Origin of the sequence: Streptomyces tardus (assembly GCF_018101125.2) — a bacterium.
GTDB lineage: Bacteria > Actinomycetota > Actinomycetes > Streptomycetales > Streptomycetaceae > Streptomyces > Streptomyces tardus.
Window position 1 is genome coordinate 3140703 of sequence record NZ_JAELVF020000001.1, and the last position, 17613, is coordinate 3158315.

The 17613-nt window shown below is 71.9% G+C and carries 17 protein-coding genes; 9 read left to right on the top strand and 8 right to left on the bottom strand.

Going from position 1 to position 17613, the window contains the following annotated elements; translation table 11 throughout:
* Window positions 1-33 precede the first annotated feature (33 nt).
* Together JGS22_RS13480 and JGS22_RS13485 are read right to left on the bottom strand one after the other, a co-directional pair.
* Window positions 34-687: a CatB-related O-acetyltransferase gene (locus tag JGS22_RS13480; protein ID WP_211043908.1), complete on the bottom strand. Its 654-nt coding sequence runs from the start codon at window positions 685-687 to the stop codon at window positions 34-36.
* A gap of 372 nt (window positions 688-1059) precedes the next feature.
* Entirely contained in the window at window positions 1060-2706 is a 1647-nt protein-coding gene (locus tag JGS22_RS13485; protein WP_308405652.1) for an ABC-F family ATP-binding cassette domain-containing protein, read from the bottom strand.
* Window positions 2707-2876: 170 nt separating this feature from the next.
* Between JGS22_RS13485 and JGS22_RS13490 the strand changes: the two genes are divergently transcribed.
* Window positions 2877-3602, top strand: a complete 726-nt coding sequence (locus tag JGS22_RS13490; protein WP_372454240.1) for a TetR/AcrR family transcriptional regulator — start codon at window positions 2877-2879, stop codon at window positions 3600-3602.
* A gap of 284 nt (window positions 3603-3886) precedes the next feature.
* On the opposite strand, the gene JGS22_RS13495 is transcribed toward JGS22_RS13490, so the two are convergent.
* Window positions 3887-4432 carry a fibronectin type III domain-containing protein gene (locus JGS22_RS13495; protein WP_211040991.1) on the bottom strand — a complete coding sequence of 182 codons (546 nt, stop codon included), beginning with the start codon at window positions 4430-4432 and terminating at the stop codon, window positions 3887-3889.
* Between the two features lie 196 nt (window positions 4433-4628).
* Complete coding sequence (locus tag JGS22_RS13500) at window positions 4629-5459, bottom strand: RNA polymerase sigma factor SigF (protein ID WP_372454310.1); 831 nt, start codon at window positions 5457-5459, stop codon at window positions 4629-4631.
* A 389-nt stretch (window positions 5460-5848) separates the two neighbouring features.
* Here JGS22_RS13500 and JGS22_RS13505 point away from each other — a divergent pair, with 389 nt between their 5' ends.
* The 4 genes from JGS22_RS13505 to JGS22_RS13520 all read left to right on the top strand — a co-directional run bounded on the left by JGS22_RS13505 (window position 5849) and on the right by JGS22_RS13520 (window position 9301).
* Entirely contained in the window at window positions 5849-6241 is a 393-nt protein-coding gene (locus JGS22_RS13505) for an STAS domain-containing protein (protein ID WP_211040995.1), read from the top strand.
* A 223-nt stretch (window positions 6242-6464) separates the two neighbouring features.
* The gene (locus JGS22_RS13510) at window positions 6465-6980 is read left to right on the top strand and encodes an ATP-binding protein (protein ID WP_211040989.1); all 516 of its coding nucleotides are present in this window, start codon (window positions 6465-6467) and stop codon (window positions 6978-6980) included.
* Window positions 6981-7067: 87 nt separating this feature from the next.
* Window positions 7068-8021 (top strand): COG1470 family protein, encoded by a 954-nt coding sequence (locus JGS22_RS13515; RefSeq protein WP_211040988.1) that lies wholly within the window; start codon window positions 7068-7070, stop codon window positions 8019-8021.
* Entirely contained in the window at window positions 8018-9301 is a 1284-nt protein-coding gene (locus JGS22_RS13520) for a hypothetical protein (RefSeq protein ID WP_211040987.1), read from the top strand. Before JGS22_RS13515 ends, JGS22_RS13520 begins: the two co-directional genes overlap by 4 nt.
* On the opposite strand, the gene JGS22_RS13525 is transcribed toward JGS22_RS13520, so the two are convergent.
* Both JGS22_RS13525 and JGS22_RS13530 read right to left on the bottom strand, forming a co-directional pair.
* Entirely contained in the window at window positions 9258-10157 is a 900-nt protein-coding gene (locus JGS22_RS13525; protein WP_211040986.1) for an alpha/beta hydrolase, read from the bottom strand. The genes JGS22_RS13520 and JGS22_RS13525 overlap by 44 nt on opposite strands.
* A 447-nt stretch (window positions 10158-10604) precedes the next feature.
* Window positions 10605-12104: a peptide MFS transporter gene (locus JGS22_RS13530; RefSeq protein WP_211040985.1), complete on the bottom strand. Its 1500-nt coding sequence runs from the start codon at window positions 12102-12104 to the stop codon at window positions 10605-10607.
* A gap of 378 nt (window positions 12105-12482) precedes the next feature.
* Between JGS22_RS13530 and JGS22_RS13535 the strand changes: the two genes are divergently transcribed.
* Window positions 12483-13160 (top strand): response regulator transcription factor, encoded by a 678-nt coding sequence (locus JGS22_RS13535; RefSeq protein ID WP_211040984.1) that lies wholly within the window; start codon window positions 12483-12485, stop codon window positions 13158-13160.
* A 57-nt stretch (window positions 13161-13217) separates the two neighbouring features.
* A complete protein-coding gene (locus JGS22_RS13540) occupies window positions 13218-14471 on the top strand; it encodes a sensor histidine kinase (protein WP_211040983.1) in 1254 nt (417 codons plus the stop codon).
* On the opposite strand, the gene JGS22_RS13545 is transcribed toward JGS22_RS13540, so the two are convergent.
* Window positions 14403-14912, bottom strand: a complete 510-nt coding sequence (locus tag JGS22_RS13545) for a GtrA family protein (RefSeq protein WP_211040982.1) — start codon at window positions 14910-14912, stop codon at window positions 14403-14405. The genes JGS22_RS13540 and JGS22_RS13545 overlap by 69 nt on opposite strands.
* 149 nt (window positions 14913-15061) lie before the next feature.
* Here JGS22_RS13545 and JGS22_RS13550 point away from each other — a divergent pair, with 149 nt between their 5' ends.
* A complete protein-coding gene (locus JGS22_RS13550; RefSeq protein WP_211040981.1) occupies window positions 15062-16201 on the top strand; it encodes a 5-(carboxyamino)imidazole ribonucleotide synthase in 1140 nt (379 codons plus the stop codon).
* On the top strand, window positions 16198-16728 hold the full coding sequence (gene purE, locus JGS22_RS13555) for a 5-(carboxyamino)imidazole ribonucleotide mutase (protein ID WP_211040980.1): 531 nt from the start codon (window positions 16198-16200) through the stop codon (window positions 16726-16728). Before JGS22_RS13550 ends, purE begins: the two co-directional genes overlap by 4 nt.
* Window positions 16729-16870: 142 nt before the next feature.
* On the opposite strand, the gene JGS22_RS13560 is transcribed toward purE, so the two are convergent.
* The gene (locus JGS22_RS13560; protein WP_211040979.1) at window positions 16871-17548 is read right to left on the bottom strand and encodes an esterase/lipase family protein; all 678 of its coding nucleotides are present in this window, start codon (window positions 17546-17548) and stop codon (window positions 16871-16873) included.
* Window positions 17549-17613 lie beyond the last annotated feature (65 nt).

A 17613-nucleotide genomic window follows, 5' to 3' on the forward strand; every position in this document is an offset into this window, starting at 1 on the left:
GCTCTCGCCCGCGCTGCTGCCTCCCCCGGGAGGTCACTCCTCCCGAGGCGGTGCCACGGCTTCCAACTCCTCGATGCTGCCCGCCATCACGGTGCGCACATGGGCGGTCAGATGCTCCAACGGCCAGTCCCACCAAGCCAGTTCGAGCAGTCGGCGGATATCGCTCTCGCTGTGGCGGTGCCGAAGAAGGCGGGCGGGGTTGCCGCCGACGACGCCGTAGTCGGGGACGTCCTGCACCACGACGGAGCCCGCGGCGACGATCGCCCCGTGGCCGATCCGTACGCCGGGCATCACCATCGCCCGGTAGCCGAGCCACACGTCGTGGCCCACGACCGTGTCCCCGCGGCCCTCGAGCCCGGTCAGGAGGTCGAAGTGGTCGCCCCACGAAGCGCCCATGATCGGGAAGGGGTAGGCGGAGGGGCCGTCGAGGCGGTGGTTGGCACCGTTCATCAGGAACCGCACGCCCTCGCCCAGAGCGCAGAATTTTCCGATGACGAGCTTCTCCGGCCCGTAGTGGTAGAGCACGTTGTGTCGTTCGAAGGCGGTGGGGTCCCCGGAGTCGTCGTAGTAGGAGAACTCCCCGACCTCGATGAGGGGCGAGGTGACCAGCGGCTTCAGCAGAACGACCCGCGGGTGGTCGGGGATCGGGTGCAGCACGGTCGGGTCGGCGGGGGCAAGCGGTGACACGGTTGTTCCTCTCCGGAGGTGCGCCCGACCGGCGGTCGGGCGAGTGGTGAACAAGGTGTGCGGCGAACGCCGTTGGGCGGACGCGGCTCGGTCGGGCGCGCCGCTCGCCGGACGCGGCATCGGGTGGACGCGGCGTCCGGCGGCCCCGCGCGCGGTGGACGCAGGTGGGCAGAGCGTGCGGCGGTGAGCGCGTGGTGGGTGGAGCGCGCTCGAGGGGTTGCGCTGACGGTCGAGCGCGGGCTCGGTCCGTGTGTGGCACAGCGCGCGGCGGCCCGTCCGGTCGAGGACTCCAGTGTGGCCCGTGGTCGGCCCGGTTGCCGGTCGGCCACGCGCCGGTCGAGCACATGGCCGATCGGGACGCGTCGGTGGTGGTCAGACGGGTTGTGGTCGGACCTCGGCGGAGTCCGGGGGAACGGCCGCCGCACGGGCGGGAATCCGCAGTCGGTCGCCCTGCCAGCGCTCCCGCAGCCGCCGGTCGTGGCTGGCGACCACCACGGCACCGGGGTACCGGGCGAGCGCGGCCTCCACCTCTTCCATCAGCACGGGAGACAGGTGGTTGGTCGGTTCGTCCAGCAGCAGCACGTCCGACGGGCGGCTGACCAGCCTGGCCAGGGCGAGCCGCTGCAACTGGCCGGTCGACAGCCGTCCGACCGGCACCGCCAGCAGCTCGCGCTCGAACAGCCCGAGCTCCAGGAGCTCTTCGGCGTGGTCGGCGGCGTCGCCCGGCAGCCCCCGCGCGTATGCGGCCAGCACTGTCTCGTGCGGCCTCCCGGGCACTGGGTCCTGCGGGAGGTGGCCCAGCCGTCCGCGGCGCACGACGGTGCCGCTCGCGGGCCGCAGCCGGCCCGCGAGCACCTGCAGCAGCGTGCTCTTGCCCGCTCCGTTGGGGCCGGTGATGAGCAGCCGCCCGCCTGCCTCCACTCCGAGGTGCAGCGGGTCGAGCCGGTTCGGCACGGCGATGTCGGTGGCGCCCAGTACGTTGCCCGACAGCTCTGCGGCCCGCAGCACGGGCGCGAAGCGCAGTGGCTGCGGAGGAGCCGGCACGGGATCGGCGAGCAGCCTGCGCAGCCGTTCCTCCGCGTTGCGCACCCTGCCGGCCAGCGACTGCTGCACCCGGCCGCCGGCCCGGTCGTACGCCATCTTGTTGCCGTCCTTCATCGCACGGCCCGGGGCCACCCGACGGGCCGTGGTCGCGGCGGTCTCGCGGAGTCCCGCGACATCGGCCTGCCACTGCTCGTGCGCCTGGGACCAGCGCCGCCGGGCCGCCGCATGCTCGGCGAGGTAGCCGGCGTAGCCGTTGCCGTGGCGCACGATCCGGCGGCGGTCCGGGTCGACCTCCAGCAGGCCGGTGGCGACACGTTCCAGGAAGGTCCGGTCGTGCGAGACCGTGACCGTGGTTCCGCGCCGGGTGCGCAGATGGTCCTCCAGCCAGTTCACGGCGCTGTCGTCGAGGTGGTTGGTGGGCTCGTCGAGCAGCAGCACCTCGGGTGAGGCCGCCAGCAGCGCCGCCAGCCGCAGCCGGACGCGTTCGCCGCCGGAGAGGCTTCCCGCGGTGCGGTCGCGGGCCACCAGGCCGAGCCCGAGGCCGTGCAGTGCGCGTTCGACCCGTGCGTCGGCGTCGTAGCCGCCGCGCAGCTCGAAGCCGGTGAGCAGATCGCCGTACTCGGCCATCGCCGTCTCGTCGGCGTCCGACATCGCGGCTTCCAGGTCGCGCAACCGCCGTTCGATCAGCCGCAGTTCGCCGAGGGCGCGGTCGACGACCGACTGGACGGTGGCGTGCGGATCCAGCCGCTCCTCCTGGGCGAGGTGGCCGACCCCGCCCTCGGCGCTGACGACGACCTCGCCCTCGTCGGGGCGGTCCTCACCGGCGAAAAGCCGCAGCAGGGTGGATTTCCCCGAGCCGTTCTCGCCGACGATCCCGATGCGTTCGCCGGCGGCGACCGAGCAGGTCACCGAGTCAAGAACGACCCTTCCGCGAAAGGATCTGCTCACCGCGCGGGCGGTGATCTGTGTGGGCACGAGAGGTCTCCGAAGCATTCGTGAACGAGGCGGCTCCACAGGGCCGCGTGGCCGGGCGAACGCTTGGGACGAGCATCTGGGGCTCCCTTAGTGCGACAACTGATGCATTAAGATGCTGCCACACCGTCACCGCCGTTGCAACGGAGTACGCCATCACTCCACCCGGGCCCGTGCCCACCGAGCCGACCGATCCCGCCGTGCCGACCGATCCCGCCGTGCCGACCGATCCCGCTGGGTCGCCCGGCGCCGAGCTGTCGCGACCGGCGTCGACCTCCCCCCGCCGGCGCCCCGGCGGCCGAACTGCCCGCACCAGGAGGCTGGTTCTCGACGCGGTGCTCGCAGAGCTCGGTGAGCACGGTTACGACGGGCTCACCGTGGAGGCCGTCGCCGCACGCGCCGGAGTCCACCGCACGACCGTGCACCGCCGCTGGCGGGACGTCGGCGGCCTGCTGACCGATGTGTACGACGCGGCGAGCGGCGACGACTGGCAGCCGCCCGACACGGGCTCGTTGGAGGGCGACCTCGTGGCGCTGAACCAGGAGGTGCACGACGCGCTGACCGCGCAGCCGTCCGTGGTGGGTGCCCTGATCGCGGCTTCGTTCCGCTCGGAGAGGGCCGCCGAGGCACAGCGGCGGCTCTGGGAGGGGCGCTACGACCGCAGCGAGGCCGTGGTCGAACGCGCCGTGCAACGCGGGGAGTTGGCGCGGCCCGTCGATGCGCGGAACCTGCTGCTGTCGGCCACTGCGCCGCTCTACCACCAACTGGTGCTGCTCGGCGGTGCCGGCGATCCGGGCCTCCCCGCCCGCGCCGCACGGACCGCTGTCCTCGCCGCGGCTGCCGGGGCCTTCGAGGTGCCACCGGCCGGCGGGGCCCGCCCGGCGCGGGCGGACGGCTGAGCGGCACCGCCCAGCGGTGCCCGTCCGGGGCCGGTCTCCGCAGCCCGTCCGGACGGCCGGTGCGCCGCGGCTGCGCCCCCTCGGCCGGGTCTGGACCGTACGCAGTCGGGCCGCCCGTCGGCGTACGGGCGAGCAGTCCCGCCCCCGGTCGGCGGCGCCGGCAGGTCCCGCCGGCCCCGCCCGGCCCCGGCCCGACCCTGCGACTCGGGCGGTCGGGCGGTGTTTCGGCCCCGGCCCGGCCCCGGCCCGGCTCCGCCGGTCGCGGTCGGGCCCGAGCCGCCCCGTCAGTCCCGGTCGGATCCTGGGGTGGGCCGGTGTGCGTCGGTGTCCGGCAGTTCGACCTCGGGGCGCGGGGGCATGACCAGCTCGACCCGGCGGGGTACGGGGGAGACCCGCCCCTCGTCGTCGACCGAGTGCACGGTGAACGTGTAGCTGATTCCCGGTTCCAGACTGCCGACGTCGGCGCTGAGGGTGTCGGCCTCGACCTCCGCGATCGGCGTGCTCGTTCCCTGCTGGAAGACCACGTAGCCGTTCACCCCGTCGTGGTCGGACGGGGGCTGCCAGCTGAGGCGGGCCGTGGTCGGGCCGGTGGCCTCGACGCGCAGTTCGTCGGGGGCCGTCAGTCCGGGCGCCGCCGGTCGGTCGGGTGCCGCCGCCCGCTCGGACGCGGTGCCGTCCGGCGCCGGCGCGGCTGCGCGCGGGGTGTCGGGGAGGGTCGGGGCCGGCTGTGCCGGTGTGAACGCGGTGCCCGCGAGGAGTGCCGCGGCAGCGAGTGCGACCGCGGTGCGTGCGGCGCGGACGGAGTGCGTCATCGGAGAACGACGGGCCACGAGCTGCCTCCCTGGCTGTGCACGGACGATTACCGGCCAATTGTCGTGTTTATGTGACCGCATACCGCAAGTCGACAGGCCGTCCGTCCGGACGAAGGTGTACCTCGTACCGCCGCCGGGCCGCCCCACGCTCGAAGTGGGGCGGCCCGGCGGCGGTACGGCGTCGGTCGATCCCGCGGAGGTGCGGGCAACCGGCTCAGTTCTCGGTCATCAGCCCCGCGCGGAGCTTGCCGAGGGTGCGGGAGAGCAGTCGGGAGACGTGCATCTGCGAGATGCCCAGCTCCTCGCCGATCTCCGACTGCGTCATGTTCGCGACGAACCGCAGCGAGAGGATCTTGCGGTCGCGCGGGGCGAGTTCGGCGATGAGCGGCTTCAGCGACTCGACGTACTCGATGCCCTCCAGCCCGTGGTCCTCGTAGCCGATCCGGTCCGCGAGGGCGCCTTCCGAGTCGTCCTCCTCGGGCTGGGCGTCCAGCGAGCTCGCGGTGTACGCGTTGCTCGCGGCCATGCCCTCGACGACCTCCTCGCGGCTGAGACCGAGTCGTTCGGCCAGCTCGCCCACGGTGGGGGACCGGTCGAGCTTCTGCGCCAGCTCGTCGCCGGCCTTCGCGAGGTCCAGGCGGAGCTCCTGGAGTCGCCGCGGTACGCGGACCGACCAGGAGGTGTCCCGGAAGAAGCGCTTGATCTCGCCCACGATGGTGGGCATCGCGAAGGTGGGGAACTCGACGCCGCGGTCGTGCTCGAAGCGGTCGATCGCCTTGATCAGGCCGATGGTGCCGACCTGGACGATGTCCTCCATCGGCTCGCTGCGGGAGCGGAAGCGGGAGGCTGCGAACTTCACCAGGGCGAGGTTCAGCTCGACCAGAGTGTTGCGTACGTAGGCGTACTCGTGGGTGCCCTCCTCCAGCGTCTCCATGCGCTCGAACAGGGTCTTCGAAAGGGCCCGTGCATCCACCGGCCCGACCTCGTCGAACGGCGGGATGTCGGCGAGCTGCTCGTAAAGCTCGTCGAGCGCTTCGCCCTCCATCTCCGGCCGGTTCTCCTCGGACGGGGTTGCCGACGGTGCGGTCCGTGCGTTCTCATGGGCGCCGTGTCGGTCGGCCTCATGAGTGGCACCAGTGGTGCGCGACTCGTCGAGCTGGGGTGACATGCTGTCCTCCATGATTCTCGGCATATGGCTGCCGAAGCCGTGACGTGCACTGCGGGGTGCGGCGCCTCCAAAGCCGACGTCGTTGGTTGTCCCCAATAGGCCTACCCGCATTTGCACAGACATGGCAAGTGGGTTATGTCCGTATCGCGTTGATTGTCGCGGTTGTTCCGGTACCCGGCTCGGACGTCAAGGCGTAGTGTTTGAGAGGTTTCGACCCCGATCATCGGGGGACGAGAAGTGGCCGCGTGCGATCAGAAGAGGTGTACATGGACCGCGGGATACCCGGCAGCACCAGCCACCGGGGTCGACTGACGGTCGACGTGCACGACCACGGGACCAGCGTGGTGATCGCACCGCGGGGTGAGCTCGATCACCACACCGCGGATTTGTTGCGCGCGTCACTGGAGCGCTGTGTGGCGGAGGGGCGCAAGCTCCTGGTGGTGGACTGCTCCGGCCTGGACTTCTGCGACTCCACCGGTCTCAATGTTCTGCTGGGCGCCCGGCTCCAGGCCCAGGCCGCCGGCGGCAGCGTCGCTCTCGCCGACATGTCGCCGCTCGTGGCCCGCCTGTTCGAGATCACCGGCGCCGGCGCCGTCTTCTCCGTGTTCGACGCCGTGGACGAGGCTCTCTCCGCTCCTGAGCAGCCCAGCGGCTCGTAATCCGGACGTTGTGCGCGTCACACGAGCGGGTTTGAACTGGGGGGTGTTCTCCGCTCCGAGCAGGGCAGGAGACCCCCGAGCCCGTCAGCCGCACACGCTTCCCAACCCGCCCCTACCGGTCGGGGCCGAATCCAATCGGTGTGAAGCGCGCGGAAGTGGCGATACGAAACGATGTGCATGCGCGAGCAAGACGACTCGGTGAGACCGGCGAGGTGAAGCACGGATGAGCACCACCCGGCAGTCCCCGGCGGGCGATTGCGGCCCCGAAGCCGAGGAGGTCGTGACATCGATCGAGGCGTCGTTGCGTGAGGTGCGTGAGGTGCGCGAACTGCGTCAGGTGCGCCGTCTGAAGCTCGTCGGGGCCAGCGGCACCGTGCAGCGCTCCCGCGACTTCACCAGGGAGGCGCTGGAGGACTGGGGCTGGATGCCGGCCGCGAGCGCCGACCGGCGCGAGGCCGTGGAGGACGCCCTGCTGGTCGTCTCGGAGCTGGTGACCAACGCCTGCCTGCACGCCGGAGGCCCCCAGGAGCTGCGGATAGGGCGCGGCGCCAGAACGCTCCGCGTCGAGGTGACCGACGACGGCGGGGGCAAGCCCTCGCCGCGCACCCCGCACCAGGCCGGACGGCCGGGCGGGCACGGCATGTTCATCGTGCAGCGGCTGTGCCGCGAGTGGGGCGTCGAGCCCGACCCGGGCGGCTCGGGCAAGACCGTCTGGGCCGAACTCCCCGCACCTGTCTGACATTTCACCTTCCGTGCCGCGGCCGAGGCCGGAATGTGCCCGGTCTCACGGGTCGTACCCGCCGTTCGCCGGGTTAGCCTTCCGCTCATGCCGCGTCGCCTCCTCCTCATCGCACTGGCCGCTGTGCTCTGTTGGACGACGGGTACGGCCGGCTCCACGGCGCTCGCCGTGGCACCCGCCGCCGGACCCGGCGACGACTGGACCGCACGACCCCTCAGCTCCGGCCGGGCGGACGGCGACCGGCCGCTGGTCTATCTGGAGGGTGCGCCGGGCGCGGTGCTCAACGACACCCTCGTCCTCACCAACAGCGCGCAGCAGCCCCGCACCTACCGGCTGAGCGGGGCCGAGGCCGAGGGCTTCGGCGAGAGCGACGCCAAGGAGTGGGTCGGCTTCGCCGAGGACCGGATTCGAGTGCCCGCGCGCACCCGTGCGGAGATCCCCTTCAGCGTGACGGTCCCCGGCAACGCCCCTCCGGGCGACCACCCGGGCGCTGTACGGGTCGCCGGCCCCGGCGGAGCGGTCGACGTACCGCTGCGGCTGCGGGTGACCGGCCGTACTCTCCCGGCGCTCGCCCTCCAGGACGTGACGATCGACGGCGAGCGGGTGCGTTACACCCTCGTCAACCGCGGCAACACGGTCCTCTCGCCGAAGCTCGCGCTCAAGGCCGACGGCTGGCGCGGCACGGTCGTGGAGCGCGGCCCGAAGGCGCTCGACGTCGGGCTGGCGCCGGGGGAGCGGATCACCCGCAGCGAACCCTGGCCCGGCACACCGGCGTTCGAGCAGGTCAGTCTCACTCTGACGGTCACCGCGGGCGGCGGCGCGCAGGCCACCGCCGAGACCGGCGAGTCCACCGTGCCCTGGCTGCCGATCGGCCTCGGCGCGCTGGTACTGGTGGGCGCGGCCGGCGGCGTGTGGTGGGTGCGTCGCGGGCGGCGAGCGGACGGGCACGGCGAACAGCCCGCGTCGGAGCCGCAGTTCGAGGGCGACGCGGCGACGGAGGAGCTGGTGAGCAACCGGGCTCGAAAGGGAGCGAAGACGTGACACGAGGCGTCATGGTGCGGCTGCCGGCAGCGCTGGTGCTGGTCGCCGCAGTCCTGGTCGGCAGCGCGGGAACCGCGTACGCCGCCTCTTCCGCAGCGCCGCACCGTCCGTCGGCGGAATCGGCCTCCGAGGGCGAGCCGTCGATCACGACGGAGGCGAAGGCGGTCGCCGAGGGCGGCACCGTGCGGGTCAGCGGTACGGACTGGCAGCCGGACACCGCAGTCACCCTGCTGCTGTGCGGGCAGAACGGACTCGTCGGCACCGAGGCGTGCGCCAACAGCGACAGCAGGGCGGCGACCACCGACGCCCGCGGCGCCTTCAGCCGCACCCTGCCGGTGGTGGCGCCGCCCCAAGCGTGCCCGTGCGTCGTCAAGGCGGTCGCCGTCACCGGCGAACACGCCTGGGCGGAGACGGCGTTCGCGGTCACCGGCCACCCGGTCGAGCCGCTTCCCGAGGACGGCCGCTCCGGCACCGAACGCCTCGCGGTGCTCGACGCGAAACTGGAGGGCTCCGAGGGAGTGCTCAACTGGTTCGGCGTCCCGCCCGAACGCCGGCTGGTGCTGACCGTCGCCAACCAGGGAACCGCCCCGGCGCGCAACCCGGTCTTCGAGGTGGGCACCGCACAGGACGTGTACGCCCACGACTGGGTCGACCGACGCTGGAACGGCACCCTGGAGCCCGGTGAGCAGAAGACCGTGACACTCGACGTCGAGCTGGGCGCCGCCGCTTACGGCGACCACCGGGTCGGCGTGCGGTACGCGCAGACCGTGCTGGCCGAGCAGTCGTGGCAGGTCGGCCGGCCGTGGGGGCTGCATCTGCTCGGCCTCCTGCTGATGGTGGCGGGCGCATGGGGACTGTGGCGGGTGGCCCAGCTGTTGCGCCGCAGGCTGCGGCCGAGGGGCGGCTGGCGTGCGAGCGTCCACACCTCGCGGCCGGGTACCGCGGTGGGCCGCCTCCGCGACCGGATGGAGACGTACGCCGAGCCGGCCGACGACGTGGACCGGCCGCGTGAGCCGAAGCCGCGCAGAAGGAGGGGCCCGCGGCTGCCCTGGCTCTCCCCGGACCTCCCGGCGGCGCACGGCCCGGCCGAGGGCGCGGGAACGCCCGAGTCCGCTGCCGGGTCCGTCGCCGGGTCCGAGCCCGAGTCCGCCGTGCCCGGGTCCGATTCTGACGAGTCTCCCGATGCGTCAGCCGGGGCCGGGGTTTCCGGTGCCGGGGATTCCGGCGAGGGCGGGGTCAGCGCACCCGGTCCTTCGCCCAGCGCACCATCTCGGCGCTGACCTCGGGCGCCAGCAGCCCGCGGCCGTGTCCGCTGCCCGGCACCACCCGCACCGTCGCGGACGGCATCCGGTCGGTGACCGCGCGGGTGTTCGCGGCCGGTACGTAGTCGTCCGAGGAGTGCAGCAGCAGCATCGGCGCGGCCTCCTTCGAGGCGTACCGTCCGACGCCGGCGCTGCGCCAGCGCTCGCGGCAGTCCGGGTCCGACCGCACCGGTCGGCAGCCGACCAGTTCCTCCGCCGCGCCCCGCAGCCGCCGCTGTCGCGGACTGGCGCCCTTGCGCCCGCCGTTGACCCAGGCCCGGTAGGGCGAGACGACGGGCGAAAGCGCGATGACACCGCGCAGTTTCCCGCGCGCGGCCGGATGGGCGCCGAGGACGGTGGCGACGTGGCCGCCGGCCGAGGAGCCGAGGGCGACGATTCGGTCGGGATCCACGCCGAGCCGGTCGGCGTTCTCGATCGTCCAGTCCAACACGCGGCGGGCGTCGTCGATCTGGGCGGGCCAACGGCCGTTGGGGCTCAGTCTGTAACCCGCGTCGAGGACCACGAAGCCGTCGTCGGCCAGGTCGTACGGCAGGCTGCTCCAGGTTCCGCGGTACGACCAGTAGCCGCCGTGCAGCAGTATGACGGCGGGCCGGGGCGCGGCCCTGCCGCGGTTCTCGTAGACGGTGACCCGCTGGTCGCGACGGCTGCCGTACTCGTGGTCGGTGACGTCGGTCTCGCCCGCGGTGCGCGCGTACGGAGCGCCGGCGACGGGGACCGGGAACGAGGCCGCCGGCGGCGCGGCGGAGTGGATCGCGCTGCCGCCCGGCACCAACGCGACCGTACAGAGAGCCAGCCAGCCCGTTACGCGGCGCACCGCCACATCGTCGCGCCCGCGCCGGCCCCGGCGCGTGCGGGACGCGCCATCCGGGTGGCTCCGCCGCGCGGCGCGCGGAGGGGCGTGCGGAGGGGCGTGCGCGCGGGTGCGCAGCAGGCCGCGGGAGCCGCGGCGCGTGTGCGGGCGGGAGGGCGCCCGGACCGATGCGAGCGCAGAGGCGGGAGTGGGGCGGGGCGTACGACAGCGGCGTCTCCGGTCCCGCCCACGTCCGCGACCATCACCACGTCCTCGACTACGGCCACGTCCACGTCCGCGAGTCACGTCCACCGTCACGTCCGCGACTACGGCCCGCATCCACGACCTCGCCACCACGTCCGCCCCACGCCACCGCCCACCGCCACCGCCACGACGAGGGGGCGGCGCCGGCCGGTGGTCCCCACCGGGCGGCGCCGCCCCTGTGTTCTGTCGTCCGCCCGGCGGGCCGGGTCAGTGCACCTCGCCGGTCAGCGAGCGCAGCTTGCGGGCGCCGAAAATGAAGGCGACACCCGTCAGTCCGGCGACCACCGCCCACAGCGTGTAGTACAGCGAGTCGCCGAGCGGCTCGTTGAGCCTGGTCGCCCAGCCGTTGAGTGCGTTGCCGGTGGCCACCGCGAGGAACCACAGGCCCATGATCTGGCTGATGAACTCCTTCGGGGCGAGCTTCGTCGACAGCGACAGGCCGACCGGCGACAGGCACATCTCGCCCATCGTCTGGACGCCGTAGACGGCCAGCAGCCAGAAGACGGTGACCTTGCCGGTGTCGCTGGCCGCGGCAGCCGCGCCCGCCAGGCCCATCAGTGCGAACGAGCCGCCGATCAGCAGCATTGCCAGTCCGAACTTCACCGGGGTGCTGGGCTCGCGGTTGCGCTGCGCGAGCTTGACCCAGAGCGAGGCGAAGATCGGCGCGAGGATGATCACCCAGGCCGGGTTCGCGGACTGGAGCCAGGATGCCGGGAACTCCCAGCCGCCGATCAGACGGTTCGTCTTCTCGTCGGCGAAGATGTTCAGCAGCGAACCGGACTGGTCGAAGATCATCCAGAACAGCACTGCCGTCATGAAGAACCAGACGAACGCCACGATCTTCGGGCGCCCCTCGGCCGTCAGCTTGGGGCTGCGGAAGATCACCACGAAGTAGCCGATCGGCACGACCACGCCCAGTACGGCCAGGGCGTTCACGATGTGCTCGATGTCGTACGTGCCGAGGAGCACGTCGATCAGCAGCGCGCCGGCCGCGACACCGGTCCACAGCAGCACGCGGTTGAGCGCGCTGCGCTTCTCCGCGTGGGAGGCCGGGTTGGTCGGCTTCAGACCGGCGTCGCCGAGGTGCTTGCCGCCGAGGACGTACTGCACGACTGCCAGCGACATGCCGACGCCGGCGAGGCCGAAGCCCAGGTGCCAGTCGACGTGTTCGCCGAGGTAGCCGACCGTCAGCGGAGCGAGCAGGCCACCGATGTTGATGGCCATGTAGAAGAGGGTGAAGCCGGCGTCCCGGCGGGCGCTCGGCTGGTCCTGGTAGAGATCGCCGACGAGTGCGGAGATGTTGGGCTTCAGCAGGCCCGTGCCGATGGCGATCAGGCCCAGGCCCAGGAAGAAGACGGCGCTGTGGGGGATCGCCAGGGTGAAGTGGCCGGCCGCGATGACGACACCGCCGACCAGGACCGCCTTGCGCGCGCCCCAGAGCCGGTCGGCGACCCAGCCGCCGGGCATCGCGACCATGTACACCACGGCGTTGTAGACGCCGTAGATCGCGACCGCGGTGGTGTGGTCGATGCCGAGACCGCCGTCGGAGACGGCCGAGTACAGGTAGAGGACGAGCAGGGCGCGCATTCCGTACCAGGAAAAGCGCTCCCACATCTCCGTCATGAAGAGGGTGGCCATACCGCGGGGGTGGCCGAAGAAGGTCTTCTCGCCCGAGGGGACGGGGTCCTTCGACTGGATGGACGCCATGGGGTTCCTTGCTTGTGCGGGACGCACACCGGGAGTGTGGGGAGCGCCCGGACGGTGCGCACGGGTCGCCGGCCGCCGGCCCGTACGCAGCTGATCACGCTGGGTCCCGGGCGGCGGGGTCGACGTCCCCGGGAACGGCTACCTGGGGCGCCGTTCACCAATAGGTGCAATCCCCATGAAGCGCCCTCACCCTACGGCACCCCGACCACGGTTCGAGAAGTGAATGCGCCGTAGATCACAGGTAAAGAAGTTGGTAATGCAGGTCAATCGGAGGCAAAGAAGCGACCTGGCGTGTGATTCGTCGGAAGGTGTCCGGTTGTCCACAGCTCCGCGCACACGCTGTCCCCGACCGACCGCGTGAGGTCTACCATCGGGCGCATGACCCGAGTACTGCTCGCTGAGGATGACGCCTCCATCTCGGAACCCCTGGCTCGTGCGCTGCGGCGCGAGGGGTACGACGTCGAGGTCAGGGAGGACGGGCCCGGAGCGCTGGACGCGGGCCTGCGCGGCGAGGTCGATCTCGTGGTGCTGGACCTCGGACTGCCGGGGATGGACGGTCTGGAGGTGTGCCGCCGGCTGCGCAACGGCGGCTGCGGATTCCCCGTGCTGGTGCTCACCGCCCGGGCCGACGAGGTCGACACCGTCGTGGGGCTGGACGCCGGCGCGGACGACTACGTCACCAAGCCCTTCCGGCTCGCCGAGCTGCTGGCCCGGGTCCGAGCCCTGCTGCGGCGCGGCACGGTCGAGCCCGTGGTGCCGCCGGCGACGCACGGGGTGCGGATCGACGTGGACAGCCATCGGGCCTGGATGGGCGAGGAGGAACTCCAGCTCACCGCCAAGGAGTTCGACCTGCTGCGGGTGCTGGTGCGAGACGCCGGCCGGGTCGTGACCAGAGATCAGCTGATGCGGGAGGTCTGGGACACCACCTGGTGGTCCTCGACCAAGACCCTGGACATGCACATCTCCTGGCTCCGCAAGAAGCTCGGGGACGACGCCGCCAACCCGCGCTACATCGCCACCGTCCGCGGAGTGGGTTTCCGCTTCGAGAAGAGCTGACGTCCGGGCAGCGGAGCAGCCCCGCCCGGGACCGACCCGAATCGAGACCCAGCCGCCATGCGCCGCCGACTGATCAACTCCACGCTCGCCGTGGTGCTCTTCGTGATCACCGTCTTCAGCGTCTCGCTCGTCGTCGTCGAGACGCAGGCCATCGAGCGCAACGCCCACGAGAGCGCGCAGTCGGACGCCGGGCGGATAGTCGCGGTCGTCGAGGCGCGGATCGCCGCGGGCGAGAGCGTCACCGCGGAGGCGATGCGCAGCGCCGTGCCCTCCGACCGCTATGTGAGCATCCAGCTCCCCGGCCAGGGTGCCTTCGCTCTTGGGGACAAGCCGGACGACGGCGTGATCGAGGCCGCCGAGACCGGTTCGCACGGTGAGCGGGTCACCGTCCAGCAGTCAAGGAGTGTGGTGACGGACGAGGTCGGCCGCATCCTGGTCATCGTGCTGGCGGTAGGTCTGATCACGGTGGCGATCGCGGTGCTGCTGGCGGTCGGCCAGGCGCGGAAGGTCTCCGCGCCGCTCACCGATCTCGCCGAGACCGCAGAGCGTCTCGGTTCGGGCGACCCCCGCCCCCGGCACCGGCGCTACGGCGTCCCCGAGCTCGACCGCGTCGCCGATGTGCTGGCCGCCAGCGCGGAGCGCATCGGCCGGATGCTCACCGCCGAGCGCCGGCTGGCCGCGGACGCCTCCCACCAGCTCCGTACGCCGCTGACCGCGCTGTCGATGCGGCTGGAGGAGATCATCGAGACTGCCGACAGCGAGCCGGAGACGGTCAAGGAGGAGGCGACCGTCGCGCTCGCCCAGGTGGAGCGGTTGACGGACGTGGTGGAGCGGCTGCTCACCAATTCGCGGGACCGCCGCTCGGACTCCGCGATCACCTTCGATCTGGACGAGGTCGTGCTCCAGCAGGTGGAGGAGTGGCGGGCCGCCTACCGCAGCTCGGGCCGGGCGGTGGTGCACTCCGGCAGACCGGGGCTGCAGGCCGTCGGCACGCCCGGCGCCGTCGCCACGGTGCTGGCGACCCTGATGGAGAACGCACTGATGCACGGGGACGGCACGGTGGCGCTGCGCACCCGCATCGCCGGCAACCAGGTCGTCGTCGAGGTGTCCGACGAGGGGCCGGGCGTCGCGCCGGAGCTGGGGTCCCGGGTCTTCGAACGCACCGTCTCCGGTCGGAACTCCACCGGCCTCGGCCTCGCGGTCGCCAGGGACCTGGCGGAGGCGGACGGCGGGCGGCTGGAGCTACTTCAGCAGCATCCGCCGGTTTTCGCGCTTTTCCTCAGCGGAGAGGCCGAGGAGCCGGCCGGCTGAGGAGTCGGGGTCGGTGCGGAAGACCCAGGTGCGGAAGGACCAGAAGCGGAAGATCGAGGCGAGACCGAGGCCGATCACGTTCTTGGCGATGTTGTCCGCCAGCGGCGAGGTGAAGCCGAAGCCGTAGTGGGACAGTGCGAGGACGCCGTTCTCGATGGCCATCCCGAAGCCGCTGAAGACCATGAAGAGCGTGACTTCCCGGCGCACCCGGCTCTTGTCGCTGTCCTGGTAGGTCCAGTAGCGGTGGCCGACGTAGTTGCAGCAGATCGCGGCGAAGGTGGCGATGACACCGGAGCGCACGGACGCCAACTCGAAGGTGCGCAGACACAGGTTGAAGACGACGACGTTCACCAGAAAGCCGAAAGCTCCCACGGTGCCGAATTTGCCCAGCTCGCCGGCGAGCTGCCGCAGCCTGGAGCTCAGCGTGCGCTTTTCACCCATAGTGATGTTCTTCGCCCCGTTCGGTTGGGTGGTGCGGTCGGTCCTCGGGTCGTGCCGGTCGTACGGGGGCTCCCCCGGGTCTTCTCCGAATCCCACCGCAGTCCGCTCCCTCATGCTAACCACGACCGGGCGACCCGTACTCTGGGACAGTGACGTACCCGGTAGTCGGCATGGTCGGTGGCGGTCAGCTCGCCCGTATGACCCACGAGGCGGGCATCCCCCTCGGCATCAGATTCAGGCTTCTCAGTGATACCCCGGTGGAGTCGGCCGCTCAGGTCGTCGGTGACGTCGTCGTCGGCGACTACCGCGACCTGAACACGCTGCGTGAGTTCGCCCGCGGTTGCGACGTGATCACCTTCGATCACGAGCACGTCCCGGGCGACCATCTGCGTGCCCTTCTGGAGGACGGGATCGCGGTCCGGCCCGGCCCGGACGCGCTGCGGTTCGCCCAGGACAAGGGGGAGATGCGGCAGCGTCTGCACGCGCTCGGCGTGCCCTGCCCGCGCCATCGGCCGGTCGCCGATCCGGCCGACGTCTCCGCGTTCGCGGCCGAGGGCGAGGGCTTCCCCGTCGTGCTCAAGACCGTGCGCGGCGGCTACGACGGCAAGGGCGTGTGGGTGGTGCGCTCCGAGTCGGAGGCCGCCGACCCCTTCCGCGCAGGGGTGCCGGTGCTGGCCGAGGAGAAGGTCGACTTCGTACGGGAGCTGGCGGCGAACGTCGTACGGTCCCCGCACGGCCAGGCGGTCGCCTATCCGGTCGTGGAGTCCGTGCAGGTGGACGGCGTCTGCGACACCGTGATCGCGCCCGCGCCCGAGCTGCCCGCCGAACGCGCCGTGGCGGCGCAGGAGCTCGCGCTGCGCATCGCCGAGGAGCTGGGCGTGGTCGGCCACCTCGCGGTGGAGCTGTTCGAGACCCGGGACGGCCGTGTCCTGGTCAACGAGCTGGCGATGCGTCCGCACAACTCCGGCCACTGGACCCAGGACGGCGCGGTCACCTCGCAGTTCGCCAACCATCTGCGGGCTGTGCTCGACCTGCCGCTCGGCGACCCGCGTCCCCGCGCCCGCTGGACGGTCATGGCCAACGTCCTCGGCGGCGACTACCCGGACATGTACAGCGCGTACCTGCACTGCATGGCCCGCGACCCGCAGCTGAAGATCCACATGTACGGCAAGGACGTCAAACCCGGTCGCAAGGTCGGGCACGTCAACACCTGCGGCGAGGACCTCGCGGACGTACGCGCCCGCGCCCGGCACGCCGCCGACTATCTCCGAGGGACGATCACCGAATGAGCCCCGCACCACTGGTCGGCATCGTCATGGGTTCCGACTCCGACTGGCCCGTGATGGAAGCCGCCGCCAAGGCGCTCGACGAGTTCGAGATCCCGCACGAGGTCGATGTCGTCTCCGCGCACCGGATGCCGCGCGAGATGATCGCCTACGGCGAGCAGGCCGCCGAGCACGGAATCAGAGTGGTCATCGCCGGCGCCGGGGGCGCGGCCCATCTGCCGGGCATGCTCGCCTCGGTGACGCCGCTGCCGGTGATCGGTGTACCGGTGCCGCTGAAGCACCTGGACGGAATGGACTCGCTGCTGTCGATCGTCCAGATGCCGGCCGGCGTCCCTGTCGCCACGGTGTCGGTCGGCGGCGCGCGCAACGCGGGACTTCTCGCCGCGCGCATCCTGGGCACCGAGGACGCCGGACTGCGGGAGCGCATGCGGCAGTTCCAGGACGAGTTGAACGAGCAGGCGACCGAGAAGGGCAAGCGGCTGCGGAACAAGGTCGCCGCGGGCCAGGCGGGCTTCGGCTTCGGCGGCTGAGCACGGGCCGGGCCCCGATCCCGGCGAAGCCGCGCAGCGGGCCCTGCCTCCCGAGTGGTTCGGGGGCAGGGCCCGTTCGTTTCGACCGTGCGGCCCGCCGTGCCGGGCGCGGGCGGTGGGCCGGGGGACAGCGGCTCAGAGGTCAGCGGACCACGTCGCGCACTGCGTCGATGACGCCGCCGTTGGAGATCATCCCGATGTGGCCCAGGCAGGAGGTCTCGCGGTTGTCGGCGCCGTCGAGGACCGTGCTGGAGATCGGGTTGATGATCAGATCGCAGGGCGAGCGGAAGGTCGTGTAGTTGACGCCGCCGGGGGTGGGGTCGCCCGCGTTGAGCTTGTTCAGGAAGTCCGAACCCGCCTTCATCTCCTGGCAGGAGGTGATGAGGAGATCGCAGAAGCCGGCCACCGCGGTGCCGTGGTTCGGTCCGCCGATCGAGACCCAGTCGTCCACGCGGTCGGCGCCGCCGAGCTCCTTGATGTAGTGGCGCGAGGAGAGACCGCCCATGGAGTGGGTGACGATGTCGACCTTCGCGGCGCCGGTACTGTCCAGCACGTCGGAGATGAAGCCCGAGAGGTTCTGCGCGGTCGTGCCGTTGGAGCGGAACGAGTTGTAGCCGAAGACGTGGAGACGGTCGTCCGCGTAGCCGTTGGCGCGGAAGTTGTCGGTCATCGCCGAGAACTGGTCGCCCTTGCCGCTGAATCCGTGCACGAAGACCACCGGGTCGGGCTCGGCGGCGTTCGCGGTGGTCGAGGTGACGGGGACGAGGAGGGCCGCACCGATCACGGTCGCGAGGCCGGGCAGGACATGACGCAGGCGCATCTGAACTCCTGTGTGCCTGGGCAGCGTTGTGTGCGCTGCCGGGTGGGGGTCAGCGGGAGCAGGGA